Source organism: Hyphomicrobium sp. (assembly GCF_036262015.1).
GTDB lineage: Bacteria > Pseudomonadota > Alphaproteobacteria > Rhizobiales > Hyphomicrobiaceae > Hyphomicrobium_C.
On record NZ_DATAJR010000008.1, the window covers coordinates 1,453,325 to 1,467,885 of the forward strand.

Here is a 14,561-nt window from a genome sequence, read left to right on the forward strand (position 1 = left end):
GGAGTGCCGGGAAAATCCGGGGTTCGGAGCCGGGTGCCTGAAAATCGGGCGCGTGCAAAAGTCCAAAACGCGGGCATCGCCGAACACGGATCAAACGATAATCCGATTCCGTTTTTGTCGGGTACTCGGAAGGTTGTTGTAAATCTGCCGCAAATGCTGTGTCAGCAACACGGCCAGTCGATACCTTGAGAAGCACATCGTCGCGAGATGGGCACGCGATGGAAAGCGCTCTGGCATTCGATGCGCGCGCGCGGTAATCGAAGCTATTGCGAGGCGGAGGCGAGTCCGATGGGAATTTTCAGCGAGATTTTCAGCTGGTGGGGTGGAAACACCTGGGGCACGCGGCTGACCATCGCGCGGCAGGGCCGGTTTGTTGGCAGCGACTCGTTCGGAAATCGTTACTACGAGCAGATCAAGGGTGTTGGCCCTGAAGGTCCGTTGGGCCGGCAGCGGCGCTGGGTGACCTACACGAAGCTTGCCGATCCCTCGAAGGTGCCGCCGGAATGGCATGGCTGGCTGCACTATACCGTCGACACACCACCCACCGAAGAGCGCTACGTCGCGAAGCCGTGGCAGAAGCCCCATCAGCCAAACATGACGGGAACGCCGGAAGCCTACCGGCCCCAGGGCTCAATCCTCGGCATGGGCCATCGGCCGAAGGCCACCGGCGACTACAAGCCGTGGCGGCCTGAGTAGAAAAGAAGTTCGGGCAAAGCCCGGCCATGTCCGTGCCATCGTTGCGTCGCACATGGTGGCGTCCATGAGGCTTTCCGGACGACTGCTTTGTGGTTCTAAGAGGAACGACGTTTTCATGAGCGGCCAGCGGCCACATCTGCGTGCGGGTCAAATTCTCCTCCTTGCGCTGAGCTCCTCGGCATTCGCTGCCGGTGTGATGCCTGCGGCGGCGCAGGAGCGGCTTGACAACCGCGTGGCCGTATTTTCCGCGCTCGACAAAGTCACGGCGACGATCAAGACGTTGGAAATTCCGATCAACGAAACCGTGCAGTTCGGTGCGCTCAAAGTGACGCCACGAACATGCTACTCGCGCCCGCCCACGGAGCAGCCGAAGACCACGACATTCGTCGAGGTGGACGAGGTGCAGCTCGACGGGAAAGAGAAGCGCATCTTCACAGGCTGGATGTTTGCGCAGAGCCCGGGGCTCAACGCCGTCGAACATCCCGTGTTCGACGTCTGGCTGACGGATTGCCAGAAGCCGCGCAATGCCATCGTGCAGCAGCAGCCTGCGGCCCCCGGCGCGGATCCAGGAACGGAAGAGGCACTTCCCCCGCCGGCGGATCAAGACGCGGGCGAGTTCCAGAGACGGCGCGTTCGCCGCTAGCTGTCAGATTCCCTAGGTGAGCAACCTGAGGGAATCTGTGTCGAACAAGACTCACTCCGAAGCTGAAGTGGCGCCGTTCGCGGCAAATCGGGCGGTTTGAGCTACCGCGAATCTCGCTTCTGCAGCATTCTCTCTCGCACAACAAAATTTGCGTCGCGATCAGACGCTCCCCGCCGGTTGTTTCGTAGGGAACCGTAGGTGGCGAGGCGCTTTGTTAGCGTGTGGTTGTGTGACCGCTTCCCTTGATTGGCCGACACGAACGGAGCCGCCCATGACCGATTCCCGCTCGATTGCTTACGACGCGACGTTCATGATTCTCTACATCGGCCTTTTCGCAGCAATGGCGGCGCTCTCGCTCGTGCTGCTCGTGTTGTTCGCGCTCGGGGTCGAGTTCAGCTCGCATCAGAGCGGCGCCATGATCCTCAATCTATTCGGCTGGGCGTTGCTGCCGCTGGCTCCGCGCCTCTATCGACGGATTGTCGGGCATCCCTTTTCCTGGCGCTCAAACGGCGCGCTGGGTGCGGCCGTCGATTTCTGACGCGATTTCCTGAGACACCCGAAAAGCACTTCTTAACGCTGGGTCTCAAGTCTGGCGGCCGTCTCCGCGCCGGTAAAAAGTCCTTTCAGGAGTTCATGGAAATGGTTGGGCTTCCAACGGGAAGGACCGACCGTGACCGCTGCAACCTCGCAGGACGCTTCGATCGATGCGCTAATGCGCGCCGATGCTGCGCTTGGCCGCTGGCGGGTCAATCCATCCTTCGAGCCAATCCTTGAGCAGACGTATGAAGCTACGTCCTCAGAGAGGCGGAATAGGGCGCTTCGGTTCTGGCTTCTGTTCGGATTGCTGCTCAGAGTTTTAGGTCTATCGAGCGAGTTTGCGATCGGCGGCGATATGCCGGTTTACGGCGTCGTGTTTCGCCTGGGCATCTTCGCGCCCGTTGTGCTGGTTTCGCTCTGGTTCCTTTCACCGCGCTATTCGTTGCGCACGCAAGGACTAGCTGCAACGGCGGCGCCGTTCCTCTGTGTCGCCGGTCTCGCGTGTCTCGGTGTCGTTGCTCCGGACCACGATGCGGTCCGCTATGTCATGCTGGCAGGTGCAAACATTGCGGCTGTTAATCTTCTGATGCCGTTGCGTTTCCGCCATGCGGCGGTCTTCACCTTCGCTTCGATGGCCGTGTATCTGTCGATCGCGCTCTCCGGAGTAGGGAAGTTCGATTTGTCGGCGGTGATCGATATTGTGTTCCTGTTCTCGATGGCATCCATCGCCAGCTTGGCGGTCGCGTATCGCAACGATGTCGCCGATCGCCGGACCTTTCTCGCGGGTGAGCGCATCACCCTGCAGGCGGACGCGTTGGCTCGCGCCAACGCCGAGCTGCGTCGGCTGCTCAACACCGATGCGCTCACGGGCGTCTACAATCGCCGCTATCTCGATCAGGTGCTGGAGACGTGCGGCAAGACCGCGATCGTGGACCGCACATCTCTCGGCGTGCTCATGGTCGATGTGGATCATTTCAAACCCTACAACGACATGCTGGGGCACCAGGCGGGCGACGAATGCCTGCGCATGGTAGCGCAGGCGGTGGTGGCGACGGTGCGGATCAACCAGGATGTGGTGACGCGCTACGGCGGCGAGGAGTTCGCCGTGCTCGTTCCGGGCTTGTCGGACGAGGGTGCGGAAGCGCTCGGAGAAAGAGTGCGAGCTGCGATCGAAGCGCTCGCGATTTCACATCCGCGCACACCTAATGCGAGAGTCACGGTCAGCGTTGGCGTTGCTGCGATCGTCCCGGACAGCGCATCTGCCTTGGAGCGGCTGATCAAGGAGGCGGACGGTGCGCTGTATCGCTCAAAGCATCTGGGGCGGAATCGCGTAACGCGTGCCGGCGCCCCTCAGTCCGATGATGTGAAGTCGGCAGCCTAGGGTCGTTCAGGCCTTAGTTGAATTGAGGACCGACCCTAGTTCTTTGTTTTGTCGTGCTTCTTATCGGAAAACCGGTTCCCACTTTTCCGGAAGCACTCTTACGCTCAACCTTTGCCGAGCAACTTGGCCGCACGCGGGGCGAAATAAGTGAACACGCCTGACGCGCCGGCGCGCTTGAACGCCAGCAGGCTTTCGAGGATCGACTTCTCCTCATCGAGCCAGCCGTTCTGGGCTGCGGCCATGATCATCGCGTATTCGCCCGACACCTGATAGGCGAGAGTCGGCACCTTGAAGGTTTCAGACACCCGGCGAACGATGTCGAGATAGGGCATTCCGGGCTTCACCATCACCATGTCGGCGCCTTCGGTCAGATCAAGCGCGACTTCGCGGATCGCTTCGTCGCTGTTGGCGGCATCCATCTGATAGGTGCGCTTATCGCCTTTGAGCAATCCGCCGGAGCCGACTGCATCGCGGAAGGGGCCGTAGAACGCGCTCGCGTACTTGGCGGCATAGGACATGATCTGCGTGCCGGTGTGGCCGTTCTCCTCGAGCGCACGGCGAATGGCACCGATGCGGCCATCCATCATGTCGGAGGGCGCAAGAATGTCGGCGCCTGCTTCGGTTTGCACGAGGGACTGGCGGATCAGAGCCGCAACCGTTTCATCGTTCGCGATCTCACCGCCGATCAGTAACCCGTCGTGGCCGTGGCTCGTGTAGGGATCGAGCGCCACGTCGAGGATGACGCCGACGTCGACGCCGGCGGCTTTGACCGCGCGCGTGGCACGGCAGACGAGATTGTCCGGATTCGTGGCCTCGCTTGCGTCATCAGAGCGAAGCTTGACGTCGGTGTTGGGGAAGAGGGCGATCGCAGGGATGCCAAGCTTCTCGGCTTCGCGTGCGGCTTCGACGATCAGGTCGATGCTGAGGCGTTCGACGCCCGGCATCGATGCAATCGGTTCGCGCTTGTTTTTGCCCTCAATGACGAACAGTGGCCAAACGAGATCTGCTGCCGAAAGTGTGTTTTCTGAAACGAGCCGACGGGACCAGCCTGTGCGGCGGTTGCGGCGCATGCGTACGGCGGGGAAGCTGCCCGCAGCAGATGTTTCCGTGGTGCGGATCGGCTTGTCAGAGAGAGAGCGGGGCAGGGTCACGCTGGGAGGTCTCACTGTTAGGCGGCGATGGTCCAAGGGCCGTTTGTCGGCGCGACCATCCCGCCTCCGGCGGCTGTGCGCAAGCCCTCGCCTAGCGATGGGTAAACCGGCGGTGGCTGGCCTTTAGTCGCAGATTTTTCGGACTTTGCGCTCGGCCATGTCGACATGGAAGTGGTTGCGGTGCGCTTCGTTGGCCTCGGGGCCGAGCGTAGTGCCGAATATCTGACAGGCCGACGCGTGGACTTCGTGAAGGAAGCGGCTAGTGGCCGTCTTCGGCGGTGGCGGGGCTATGGGTTCTACTACGCCGTCTGCGGGCGGAAGGGCCGCGACGGTTCCATCAGATTTCGCCTTGTCCCGCTTGGCCGCCTCTTTCGACTTGCCCTTCTTGTCTTCCTTCATTTCGGCGGTCTTGGCTTTCGGTCCGCCGAGGTGGGTCGGGGCCATGCCCAGGGCGCCATCTTTGGTAATCGCGGCAGGCAGGGCCAGCGAAGGCCCAGGGTCGGCCTTCGGTGGCAGACCTTCGACGAGGGTCTTCCGGGATAGCGGCGTATTGGTGGTTGCGGACTTGGCTGCGACTTCGGCTGCTTCCGCACGTTCCTTGTCGGCTTTTTCAGCGGCTACCTTCACCGCGTCAGCCTTGGCTGCAGCCGCCTTCGCCGCAGCGATCTGCTTTTTGATATCGCGTGCGGTCTGCCCCCAGTCCGACAAGACAACCGCCTGATTGCCTTTGCGCGTGATGAAGCCGCGGATGTCGAGCGCGTTGGCCTTGCCATGCTCGGAGAGCTTGTTGCCGATGCGGCCATAGGCCATGCGGCACGAGTAGTCGCTCATCGATTCCACGCGGATGACCTCCGAACCCAGATGGCGGCGCGCCGATGGCTGGACCTCGTTCTTCATCCATTTGGTCAGGGCGATGACCAGGTCGCAGCTCACGACTGGCGGTGGCGAGAGTGAGACCTCGGGGTTCTTGCCAATCGAGACAAGGCGGACCGGAGCCATGGCGCCGCAGTCGCCCTTGCGGAAGGGCGGTTCGGGAATTGTCACGGCATCCACGCCCTTCAAGAGCTGCGTGCAGCGTGCCCGTGCCAGATCAACCTCGACGGCGGGCCACTCGGTTGCGATCGCGGGTTTCTTCGGAGCCTCGATGGGCTTTCCGGTTTTTGGATCGAGGGCTTTGGTGTCTGCGGCGGCCTTCGCGGCCGGATCTGCCGGATCGACCTTGTCGCCTTTGCCGGCGGCCGGCTTGTCTTTGTCGCCCGCAGTCTTGTCGGCCTTGTCGGCGGCGGGCTTTCCATTCGTGGAGGGCGTCTTGTCGTCCTTCACCGCGCCTTTGAGTTTGTGGTCGGACGACTTGTCCGCTTTGTCCGCCTTCTCGCCTGCTTCTTTGTCGGCGGCTTTTTCGGCTTCGTCTTTACCGGCGTTGTCGTTCTTCTTTGCGGCGGTCTTCTTGAAAGGCGTTTTCGTGAGAACTTCTTTTGCCTTCGAAGCTGCAGCAGCGGCGTCGATGACGACGGTTTCGAAGGCGCTCGTCACGGTGTCCGGCAGCGAATTGTCGGCTGCGTGCGCGCCCGCGCTCAATCCGGCGAAGAGGACAACTGCAACTGCGGACGGAAGCCGCTTCCTGGGCGCGTTCTTGAGGCTCATCCGATCCCTTGACCTTGAGGCCTGAACAAACTTCAGACTCCGCCTCCTGGGCCGCGAAGTCGCGCTGCGAATCAGCGGTCAGTTTCAACTCAACCGCAATGCTTGTATAGCCGCTAATTGTGGCTCCACAAAGCGACCATCCCCACTTATCACATTGGTCGTGCAGGGACGAATTGCGAGTCCACGGAAGGATCGAAATGGGCGAGACGGCAGAAGAGACGCTGAAAGCCGAAATCCAGGGGACGCTTGCACGGGTCACTCTTGCGCGTCCGAAAGCGCTCAACGCGCTCACGCAACACATGCGTACAAGATTGTCGGAGCAGTTGTGGTCGTTTGCGCGCGATCCGCAAGTCTATGCCGTCGTTATCGAGTCCGAGAGCCCTCGCGCGTTTTCTGCGGGATCGGACGTACGCGAAGTGATCGGTCTGGCTCGAACTGAGATGGCTGCCGGGCTCAAGACATTCGCGGATGAGTATTCGCTCAACTGGCAGTGCGAGTGTTTCTCCAAGCCGACAGTGCCTCTGATCAACGGCATGGTGATGGGCGGTGGCGTTGGGATTTCGCAGTACGGCACGCACCGCGTGGCCGGCGAGAATTATTCGTTCGCGATGCCCGAGACGCTGATCGGGCTCTTTCCGGATGTGGGCGTATGTCATGTGTTCGCGCGCTTACCGCAGCACGTCGGCATGTACCTGGGCTTGACGGGGCGCAGCATCGGCCGCGCGGACGCCTATGCGCTGGGTCTGGTCACGCACTGTATCGACTTGGTTCACTTCGATGCGATCAAGGCCGACCTCGCAGACACGTGGCCGGTCGATCCCGCGCTGGACAATCGCCATCAGGATTGTGGAGCAGGGGAGCTTGCGCCTTATCGCGATCTGATCGATCGCTGTTTTTCGGCCCCGCGTGTCGAGGAGATCCTCGCGCGCTTGGAAGCCGTGACCGGTGTGCAGAAACCTTGGGCGGATGAGGTCGTGGCCGATCTGCGCAAGCGGTCGCCGTTGGCGCTTAAGATCACCCATCGGCACATTCGGGAGGCCAAGACACGCGATTTACGGGCGACGTTGCAGGCGGACTATCGGCTCGCGGCCCGCATCCTCGAAGCCAACGGCGATTTCTACGAGGGCGTGCGGGCGGCCATCATCGAGAAGGATGGGAAGCCCCGCTGGTCACCGGCTCGTATCGAAGACGTAACCGATGCCATACTAGAAGGTTATTTCGCGCCGCTTGGCGCGTCCGAACTCGCTCTCCCCACGCGCGAAGATATGCAGGCGGCCCGGGCTTGAGCCCAGCTATAGGACGCAACTTTACCGCGAATTTACCTCACAGATTGAGCTAATTTTTATCGGTCTCGCGTAACCTGACATCAGAACCGGAAAACGGTCGCGTCAAACAGGTTTAGTGAGGCAGGGTTATGAGTATCGCTATCAACGCGGGGCGCAAGATTGCGCCCGTGGATCAGGATCCCAATCTTCGTTCGGAGTATGTGCAGAGCCTCCATCTCATCGAGCGTCTGCATCGCCTTCTGCTCGATGTCATCAAGGACGAGTTCGACCGCACTGGCAGCTCGGACCTCAACGCCGTGCAGGCCTTGTTGCTCTACAACATGGGCGACAACGAGCTGACGGCCGGCGAGCTCAAGAGCCGCGGCTTCTACATGGGCTCAAACGTTTCGTACAATCTCAAGAAGCTCGTCGAGATGGGCTACATCGACTACGAGCGCAGCGAGAACGACAAGCGTAGCGTGCGCGTTTCGCTTTCGGCGAAAGGCCGTCAGGCGTCGGAGGTGGTGAACCGCCTCTACCAGCGCCAGCTCGGCTCGGTCGAAACGGTCGCTCAGGTGTCGAGCGACGAACTCAAGGGGCTCAACAAAGCCCTTGGCCGGCTCGAGCGCTTCTGGACGGATCAGATCCGCTTCCGGCTCTAGTCGGAAGAGAAAAATGCTCTCGGGGTCAGAGAGCAGACAAGAAGAAACGTCAGGAAGGGGCGCACATGGGTAGCGCCCCTTTTTCTATTGGAAGCCGTTTACCAGTTGCGGGCGGAGACAGCTGGGCTGCCGAAGAGGCACAGCGGCCAAGACCGCGGCAGGAATAGTCCGTCAGATCATTCAACTAGGGATAGGTCCTTCCACTTGTGGCCGCGTCGCATCACCCGGCTCACCGGCGACTGCGGGGGGCTTTTGGCCGCTTTGGGAACATGCGATTGTTCCGCAAAAATCTACGTCCGGCGTATTGTGGGGAGCGGGAATCCGCTACCCAGGGGTTGCGCGGCACTTGTGACGTAGGCAGAACAAATCATCAGGGCGAAGCCCATCTCTTCGGCTGGCGGGGTCTCCATGGCGATATCGTTCAAACGCGGCACGGGCGCGAAGCTCGGGGCGTTGGCAGTTTGCGTATTTGCGGCTGCAGCAGGAACGACGGCCAAAGCCGAGGACATGTCCTGGATTACCTTCGGGCCCGTGGGGGGCTCGGGTAATGGGCACAGCGATCCGGCGAGCGAGCGCGAGGCGCTAAAGGAATTCGAGCGCAATCCGCCTGCGGGACTTCCGACACTGGCGTCGGCGAACATCGACGCAACGAAAGCGGCCATCGAGCGCTACCGCAGTATCGTTGAAGCGGGTGGCTGGAAGGCGGTGCCTGACGCAACGGTCAAGCCCGGAGAGCAGCACTTTGCCATCGTTGAGCTTCGTGATCGCTTGATCGTCTCGGGCGAGCTCAGTGCCGATCAGAACGGCGGAGAGACGCTCGACGGCGCACTCGTCGAAGCGTTGAAAGTGTTTCAGACCAACAATGGTCTTACGCCGAACGGGCGCCTCGACAAGCCGACGGTGGCTGCCCTCAACGTGACGGCGGAAGACCGGCTGAAACAACTCCAGGTGAACTTGAAGCGGATCACCGAGCTTGCGGCGGTCGTCAAGCCGCAGCGGAAGTACGTGGTCGTGAACATTCCGGCGGCTCAGGTGGAGGCGGTGGCCTTGAACAAGGTCATCACGCGTCACACGGGCGTCGTCGGCAAGGTCGACCGCCCGACCCCGCTTTTGCGCTCCACGATCACGGAGATGAACTTCAATCCGATCTGGCGTCTGCCGCCGACGGTCATCCAGAAAGATCTCATCGTGCAGGGCCGTGAGATGCAGGAGAAGGGCGAGAACGTCCTGATCAAGACCGGCATCGAGGCTTACGACGGAAACGGCAAAAAGGTCGATCCGGAGAAGATCGATTGGAGTTCGTCGGCGCCGAAATCCTATTCGTACCGGCAGCCGCCCGGAAAAGATAACCCGCTTGGGTTCGTGAAAATAAATTTCGCCTCGGGCGAGTCTGTCTATATGCACGACAGCCCGTCGGAAGGTCTTTTTGGACGTAATTTCCGAGCGGCTAGCTCGGGGTGCATTCGCGTGCACAACATTGAGCGGCTGGCCTACTGGCTGCTCGGCCAAAACGATGGGTGGGATGAAGATAAAATCGCGGAAATGAAGCGGACGGGCGAGCGCAAAGATGTGCGGCTCGCAACTCCGGTCCCGCTGCATTTCGTGTACATCACTGCGTGGGCGACGGAAGACGGCGCCATTCAATTCCGCCGCGATCTTTACAATCGCGACGGAGTTGCCGAGATCGCGACCTCCTACTGATTGCACTCGGCAAAATTCGAGTTAATCTCGCTTGATCTACGTCAAGGACGAGAATCTGATGCGGCGCAATATGGCGGCCGAGGCTCGTTCTGCGCGCGTTCGAGTTTCGAATTTGAGGCCGGTATGTGTCGAGTTCGTGCTGAAATTTGCCAGTTTGTGGGGTTACTGCCGCGACATAACAGCCGTTGCGCCGCAACCTTGTTAAGGGAACGCTAGCGTCAAAGGCCGCCTGCCGTTAGAACTGCGGCGGCTCTAAGAACAAAGGGTTCGAGGAAACGTCGATGGTCGACTATGCGAGGCACTTCAAGGCGTCACTAGATGCGATCCGCCGAGAGGGTCGTTACCGGGTGTTCGCCGATGTGAAGCGCCACCGGGGTGCGTTTCCCGGCGCCGATCACATGACCGGCGACGGTGCCCGCCCGATCGTCGTCTGGTGCTCCAACGACTATCTTGGAATGGGTCAGCACCCGAAGGTCATCGCCGCCATGCACGAGGCGATCGACGCTGTCGGAGCGGGCTCCGGCGGCACCCGCAACATCTCCGGCACCACGCACTATCACGTTGAGCTCGAGCAGGAACTCGCCGATCTCCATGGCAAGGAGCACGCGCTTCTTTTCACGTCGGCCTATGTCGCCAATGACGCGACGCTCTCGACGCTTGTGAAGCTGCTCCCCGGTTGCGTGATCCTCTCCGACGAGAAGAATCATGCGTCGATGATCGAAGGCATTCGTCACGGCGGCGGCGAAAAGAAGATTTTCCGGCATAACGATCTCGCCGATCTTGAGGCGAAGCTGAAGCAGGTTCCGGCAGGCGCTCCGAAGATCATCGCCTTCGAGAGCGTGTACTCGATGGACGGGCACATTGCCCCGATTTCCGAGATCTGCGACCTCGCCGAGAAGTACGGTGCGCTGACCTATCTCGACGAAGTGCACGCTGTCGGCATGTACGGCCCGCGTGGCGGTGGTATCGCTGAGCGCGATGGCGTCATGGACCGCGTCGACATCATCAACGGCACGCTTGCCAAAGGTTTTGGCGTGATGGGTGGCTATATCGCGGGCAGCCGCGATCTGTGCGATGCCATCCGTTCGTTTGCGCCGGGTTTCATTTTCACAACTTCGCTGGCACCGGCCATCGCTGCCGGTGCGCTCGCAAGCATCCGTCACCTCAAGATGAGTTCTCTCGAGCGTGCCCGCCACCAGGAGCGCGCCCGGTCGCTCAAGACCCGCCTGATGGCAGCAGGCCTCCCGGTCTTCCAGAATCAGAGCCACATCGTTCCGGTTCTCATCGGCGATCCGGTCCACTGCAAGGAAGTGACGGACCGCCTGCTCGATCGGCACGGCATCTATGTGCAGCCGATCAACTATCCGACCGTGCCCCGCGGAACCGAGCGCATTCGTCTGACGCCAGGCCCGCACCACACGGACGCGCAGATGGACGCCCTGACGGCGGCTCTCAGCGAGCTTTGGGCTGCCTGCCCCGCTGCTGTCGGCAAGACGGGCAAGCTCGCTGCCGAGTAGGGTGGCTCTCCCGCTCGCAGGGCTGCGACTTGAGTTTGTCGCCGCCCTGTTTGCATTGGCCAGTCTCTGAAAGATCTTCACACACATTCGTGCTGCGCCGCACATCAAGTGAGGGTGCGACGGCGACCGACTTGTTGCTTTTGGCTGGCGCATGCTAAGGGCATTTACGAGCGCTGGCCGTGGCACGATTGTACTTTCGTCGACATAGGAGTTCGCTCCGACGCTACTCCGATTTCGCCAATAATTTCAGTGTTATTGCCTCCCGCCCCGATCAAAATTCAGCCGACACCACGAGGAAACGTCATGTCGAACACTGCCCGCTTCTTCAAATCTCATATTGCCGAGACTGATCCAGAGGTCGCGTCGGCGATCGGGAAGGAGCTTGGGCGTCAGCAGTACGAGATCGAGCTCATCGCTTCGGAAAACATCGTTTCCCAGGCTGTCCTCGACGCCGCCGGTAGCGTGCTGACGAACAAGTACGCAGAGGGTTATCCGGGCAAGCGCTACTACGGCGGCTGCCAGTACGTCGACATCGTCGAGGATCTGGCGATCGACCGCGCCAAGAAGATCTTCGGATGCAACTTCGCCAACGTTCAGCCGAACTCGGGCTCGCAGGCGAACCAGGGCGTGTTCAACGCGCTCGCGAAGCCGGGCGACACGATCCTCGGCCTCAACCTCGCTCACGGCGGTCACCTTACGCATGGCGCGACGGTCAACCAGTCGGGCAAGTGGTTCAAGGCCGTCCATTACCAGGTCGAGCCCGACACGCATCGCATCGACATGAACAAGGTGCGCGAGATCGCGCTCGCCGAGAAGCCGCGCATCATCATCGCCGGCGGCTCCGCCTATCCGCGCCAGTTCGATTTCGCGGCCTTCCGCGCGATCGCTGATGAAGTCGGTGCACATCTGATGGTCGACATGGCGCACTTCGCAGGCCTAGTCGCGGCCGGTGAGCATCCCTCGCCTTTCCCGCACGCCCACGTCGTCACGACCACGACGCACAAGACGCTGCGCGGCCCGCGCGGCGGCATGATCCTCACCAACGACGAGGACATCGCCAAGAAGGTCAATTCGGCAATCTTCCCGGGCATCCAGGGCGGCCCGCTGATGCACGTCATTGCGGGCAAGGCTGTTGCGTTCGGCGAGATTCTGCAGCCGGAGTTCAAGGCCTACGCCAAGCAGGTCATCGTCAACGCGAAGGCGATGGGCCAGGTGCTGGTCGATGCCGGCTTCGCGCTCGTTTCGGGCGGTACGGACACCCACCTCATTCTCGTCGACCTGCGTCCGAAGAAGCTCACGGGCAACATCTCCGAGAAGTCGATGGGCCGCGCGCACATCACCTGCAACAAGAACGGCGTGCCGTTCGATCCGGAGAAGCCGATGGTGACGTCGGGCATCCGCCTCGGCGCACCGGCGGGCACCACGCGCGGCTTCGGCGAAGCCGAGTTCCGTGACATTGGCCGCATGATCGCCGAGGTGCTGGAAGGCCTTGCCAAGAACGGCGAAGCCGGCAACGGAGCCGTCGAGCAGAAGATCAAGGCGGAAGCGACCGAGCTCTGCAAGCGCTTCCCGATCTACTGATCGTTTCCTTTGCAGGAAAATGACGGAGGCGCAGTCGATAGCCTCTGACACGCTCCTGACCGTAGTTTATGACATTGGCGCCGGAGTACTTTGCTCCGGCGCCTTTCATTTCAGGAGACCGCAGACATGCGCTGCCCCTATTGCTCCTGCGAGGAAACGCAGGTCAAGGACAGCCGCCCCACCGAGGAGAACGCGGCGATCCGCCGGCGTAGGGTGTGCCCGGATTGCGGCGGGCGGTTTACCACGTTCGAGCGCGTGCAGTTGCGCGAACTCGTTGTCGTCAAGCGGAGTGGCCGCAAGGTCCCGTTTGATCGCGACAAGCTGCAGAAGTCCGTTGAGGTGGCGCTGCGAAAGCGGCCGATCGAATCTGATCGCGTCGACCGGATGGTGTCGGGCATCGTACGGCAGCTCGAGAGTGCGGGCGAAACGGAGATCGCATCGTCGATCATCGGCGCCTATGTAATGGAAGGACTCCGGGCGCTGGATCCCGTCGCCTACGTGCGCTTTGCATCCGTCTATCGCGACTTCCGTGAGGCGGCAGATTTCCAGGAAGTGCTCGGCGAGATTGCGCGTGACGATCTCATCGACACGCCGCATCAGGTCGCGAAGAAGCATTAGATTGTAGGCAGTAGGCCGTGAGTTTCACGTCGTTCGATCAGCAGATGATGCAGATTGCGCTCATGCTCGCCAGGCGCGGGCTCGGCGTGACTGCGCCCAATCCATCGGTTGGTGCCGTGATCGCGGACGAGGCCACGGGCGAGTTGATTGCGCGCGGCGTGACGCAACCTGGCGGCCGGCCGCATGCGGAGACCGAGGCCTTGCGCCGAGCGGGCCCACGGGCGCGGGGCGCCACGCTCTACGTGACCCTCGAGCCATGTGCGCATCACGGCAAGACGCCACCCTGTGCCGATGCCGTTGTGGCGGCGGGCCTGAAGCGGGTCGTGATTGGAGTTGAGGACCCTGACGTCCGCACGCGCGGGCAAGGCATTGCGAAGCTCCGCGCGGCCGGCATCCGTGTCGAGACCGGGCTCTGCGCAGAGGATGCGCGCTGGGCGACGCTCGGTCATATTCGCCGCGTGACCGAGCACCGGCCGTTTGTTCAGCTCAAGATGGCGGTGGACGCGAGCGGTGACATTCCGCGCGGGGCGGCAGGGCGCGCCGTGTTCGTGACTGGCCCCGAGGCGCGGCAGGCTGCGCATCGGCTCCGAGCGGACAGCGATGCCATTCTGATCGGCTCCGGGACGGCCCGTGATGACGATCCTGAGTTGACGTGCCGTCTGCCGGGGCTCGCTCAGCGCTCGCCGGTCCGTATGATCCTGTCGCGCATGCTCGATCTTCCGCAAGATCTCAAGCTCTTTCGGACGGCGCGTGAAGTTCCGCTCTGGATGTTCACAGGCGAAGAGGCCGGCGAGGACCGCGTACAATCCGCCGAGGCTATGGGCGTTCGCGTGATCAAGGTTCCCGTCCGGGCGGGTGCGCTCTCGCTCACTTCCGTACTGGGGCGGCTGGCCGACGAGGGCATCACGCGGCTTCTCGTCGAGGGCGGTGAAGTGGCCTGGCGGTCCTTCGCTGCGGAACGTTTCGTGGACGAGGTAGCCCTGTTCCAAGCGGGCGGAGGCGGAAAGGGGCCGCTCTCCCCCGGAGCGCTTGCCGCCCATTACGCTCCGGGGGTAGATCTCACCCTCGCGGCGCACCGGCGTGTTGGTGCCGATGCCCTGTCGATCTTTCGGGTCGTCGACCTGCCGCGTCCGGATGTTGGACGTAGCGCATAGACGGAGAGCGG

Annotated in this window: 13 protein-coding genes; 11 read left to right on the forward strand and 2 right to left on the reverse strand. The window is 61.8% G+C overall.

The features are described from left to right. Positions 1–288 precede the first annotated feature (288 nt). The 4 genes from VHO05_RS15350 to VHO05_RS15365 all read left to right on the forward strand — a co-directional run bounded on the left by VHO05_RS15350 (position 289) and on the right by VHO05_RS15365 (position 3,257). Complete coding sequence (locus VHO05_RS15350) at positions 289–696, forward strand: NADH:ubiquinone oxidoreductase subunit NDUFA12 (protein WP_329647453.1); 408 nt, start codon at positions 289–291, stop codon at positions 694–696. 115 nt (positions 697–811) lie between these two features. Next, entirely contained in the window at positions 812–1,339 is a 528-nt protein-coding gene (locus VHO05_RS15355) for a DUF2155 domain-containing protein (protein ID WP_414653772.1), read from the forward strand. A 271-nt stretch (positions 1,340–1,610) separates the two neighbouring features. Next, positions 1,611–1,877, forward strand: a complete 267-nt coding sequence (locus tag VHO05_RS15360; RefSeq protein WP_329647454.1) for a hypothetical protein — start codon at positions 1,611–1,613, stop codon at positions 1,875–1,877. 132 nt (positions 1,878–2,009) lie between these two features. After that, positions 2,010–3,257, forward strand: a complete 1,248-nt coding sequence (locus VHO05_RS15365; RefSeq protein ID WP_329647455.1) for a GGDEF domain-containing protein — start codon at positions 2,010–2,012, stop codon at positions 3,255–3,257. Between the two features lie 104 nt (positions 3,258–3,361). Here VHO05_RS15365 and hemB read toward each other — a convergent pair whose 3' ends face one another. Continuing rightward, positions 3,362–4,375 carry a porphobilinogen synthase gene (hemB, locus tag VHO05_RS15370; protein ID WP_329647534.1) on the reverse strand — a complete coding sequence of 338 codons (1,014 nt, stop codon included), beginning with the start codon at positions 4,373–4,375 and terminating at the stop codon, positions 3,362–3,364. A gap of 156 nt (positions 4,376–4,531) precedes the next feature. Next, positions 4,532–6,052: an extensin family protein gene (locus VHO05_RS15375; protein ID WP_329647456.1), complete on the reverse strand. Its 1,521-nt coding sequence runs from the start codon at positions 6,050–6,052 to the stop codon at positions 4,532–4,534. Between the two features lie 197 nt (positions 6,053–6,249). Here VHO05_RS15375 and VHO05_RS15380 point away from each other — a divergent pair, with 197 nt between their 5' ends. From VHO05_RS15380 to ribD, 7 genes are all read left to right on the forward strand, one after another. Continuing rightward, complete coding sequence (locus VHO05_RS15380) at positions 6,250–7,338, forward strand: enoyl-CoA hydratase/isomerase family protein (protein ID WP_329647457.1); 1,089 nt, start codon at positions 6,250–6,252, stop codon at positions 7,336–7,338. 128 nt (positions 7,339–7,466) lie between these two features. Beyond that, a complete protein-coding gene (gene ldtR / locus VHO05_RS15385) occupies positions 7,467–7,979 on the forward strand; it encodes a transcriptional regulator LdtR (RefSeq protein ID WP_329647458.1) in 513 nt (170 codons plus the stop codon). Positions 7,980–8,387: 408 nt separating this feature from the next. Further along, positions 8,388–9,680, forward strand: a complete 1,293-nt coding sequence (locus VHO05_RS15390; RefSeq protein WP_329647459.1) for a L,D-transpeptidase family protein — start codon at positions 8,388–8,390, stop codon at positions 9,678–9,680. Between the two features lie 281 nt (positions 9,681–9,961). Further along, on the forward strand, positions 9,962–11,197 hold the full coding sequence (gene hemA, locus VHO05_RS15395) for a 5-aminolevulinate synthase (protein ID WP_329647460.1): 1,236 nt from the start codon (positions 9,962–9,964) through the stop codon (positions 11,195–11,197). 303 nt (positions 11,198–11,500) lie between these two features. Beyond that, complete coding sequence (gene glyA / locus VHO05_RS15400) at positions 11,501–12,778, forward strand: serine hydroxymethyltransferase (protein ID WP_329647461.1); 1,278 nt, start codon at positions 11,501–11,503, stop codon at positions 12,776–12,778. 126 nt (positions 12,779–12,904) lie between these two features. Next, positions 12,905–13,396: a transcriptional regulator NrdR gene (nrdR, locus tag VHO05_RS15405; RefSeq protein ID WP_329647462.1), complete on the forward strand. Its 492-nt coding sequence runs from the start codon at positions 12,905–12,907 to the stop codon at positions 13,394–13,396. 17 nt (positions 13,397–13,413) lie between these two features. Then, on the forward strand, positions 13,414–14,550 hold the full coding sequence (gene ribD / locus VHO05_RS15410) for a bifunctional diaminohydroxyphosphoribosylaminopyrimidine deaminase/5-amino-6-(5-phosphoribosylamino)uracil reductase RibD (RefSeq protein ID WP_329647463.1): 1,137 nt from the start codon (positions 13,414–13,416) through the stop codon (positions 14,548–14,550). Positions 14,551–14,561 lie beyond the last annotated feature (11 nt).

Coding starts and splice junctions, on each gene's coding strand:
- VHO05_RS15350 (WP_329647453.1), top strand. CDS start 289: ATGGGAATTTTCAGCGAGATTTTCAGCTGGTGGGGTGGAAACACCTGG.
- VHO05_RS15355 (WP_414653772.1), top strand. CDS start 812: ATGAGCGGCCAGCGGCCACATCTGCGTGCGGGTCAAATTCTCCTCCTT.
- VHO05_RS15360 (WP_329647454.1), top strand. CDS start 1,611: ATGACCGATTCCCGCTCGATTGCTTACGACGCGACGTTCATGATTCTC.
- VHO05_RS15375 (WP_329647456.1), bottom strand. CDS start 6,052: ATGAGCCTCAAGAACGCGCCCAGGAAGCGGCTTCCGTCCGCAGTTGCA.
- VHO05_RS15380 (WP_329647457.1), top strand. CDS start 6,250: ATGGGCGAGACGGCAGAAGAGACGCTGAAAGCCGAAATCCAGGGGACG.
- ldtR (WP_329647458.1), top strand. CDS start 7,467: ATGAGTATCGCTATCAACGCGGGGCGCAAGATTGCGCCCGTGGATCAG.
- VHO05_RS15390 (WP_329647459.1), top strand. CDS start 8,388: ATGGCGATATCGTTCAAACGCGGCACGGGCGCGAAGCTCGGGGCGTTG.
- hemA (WP_329647460.1), top strand. CDS start 9,962: ATGGTCGACTATGCGAGGCACTTCAAGGCGTCACTAGATGCGATCCGC.
- glyA (WP_329647461.1), top strand. CDS start 11,501: ATGTCGAACACTGCCCGCTTCTTCAAATCTCATATTGCCGAGACTGAT.
- nrdR (WP_329647462.1), top strand. CDS start 12,905: ATGCGCTGCCCCTATTGCTCCTGCGAGGAAACGCAGGTCAAGGACAGC.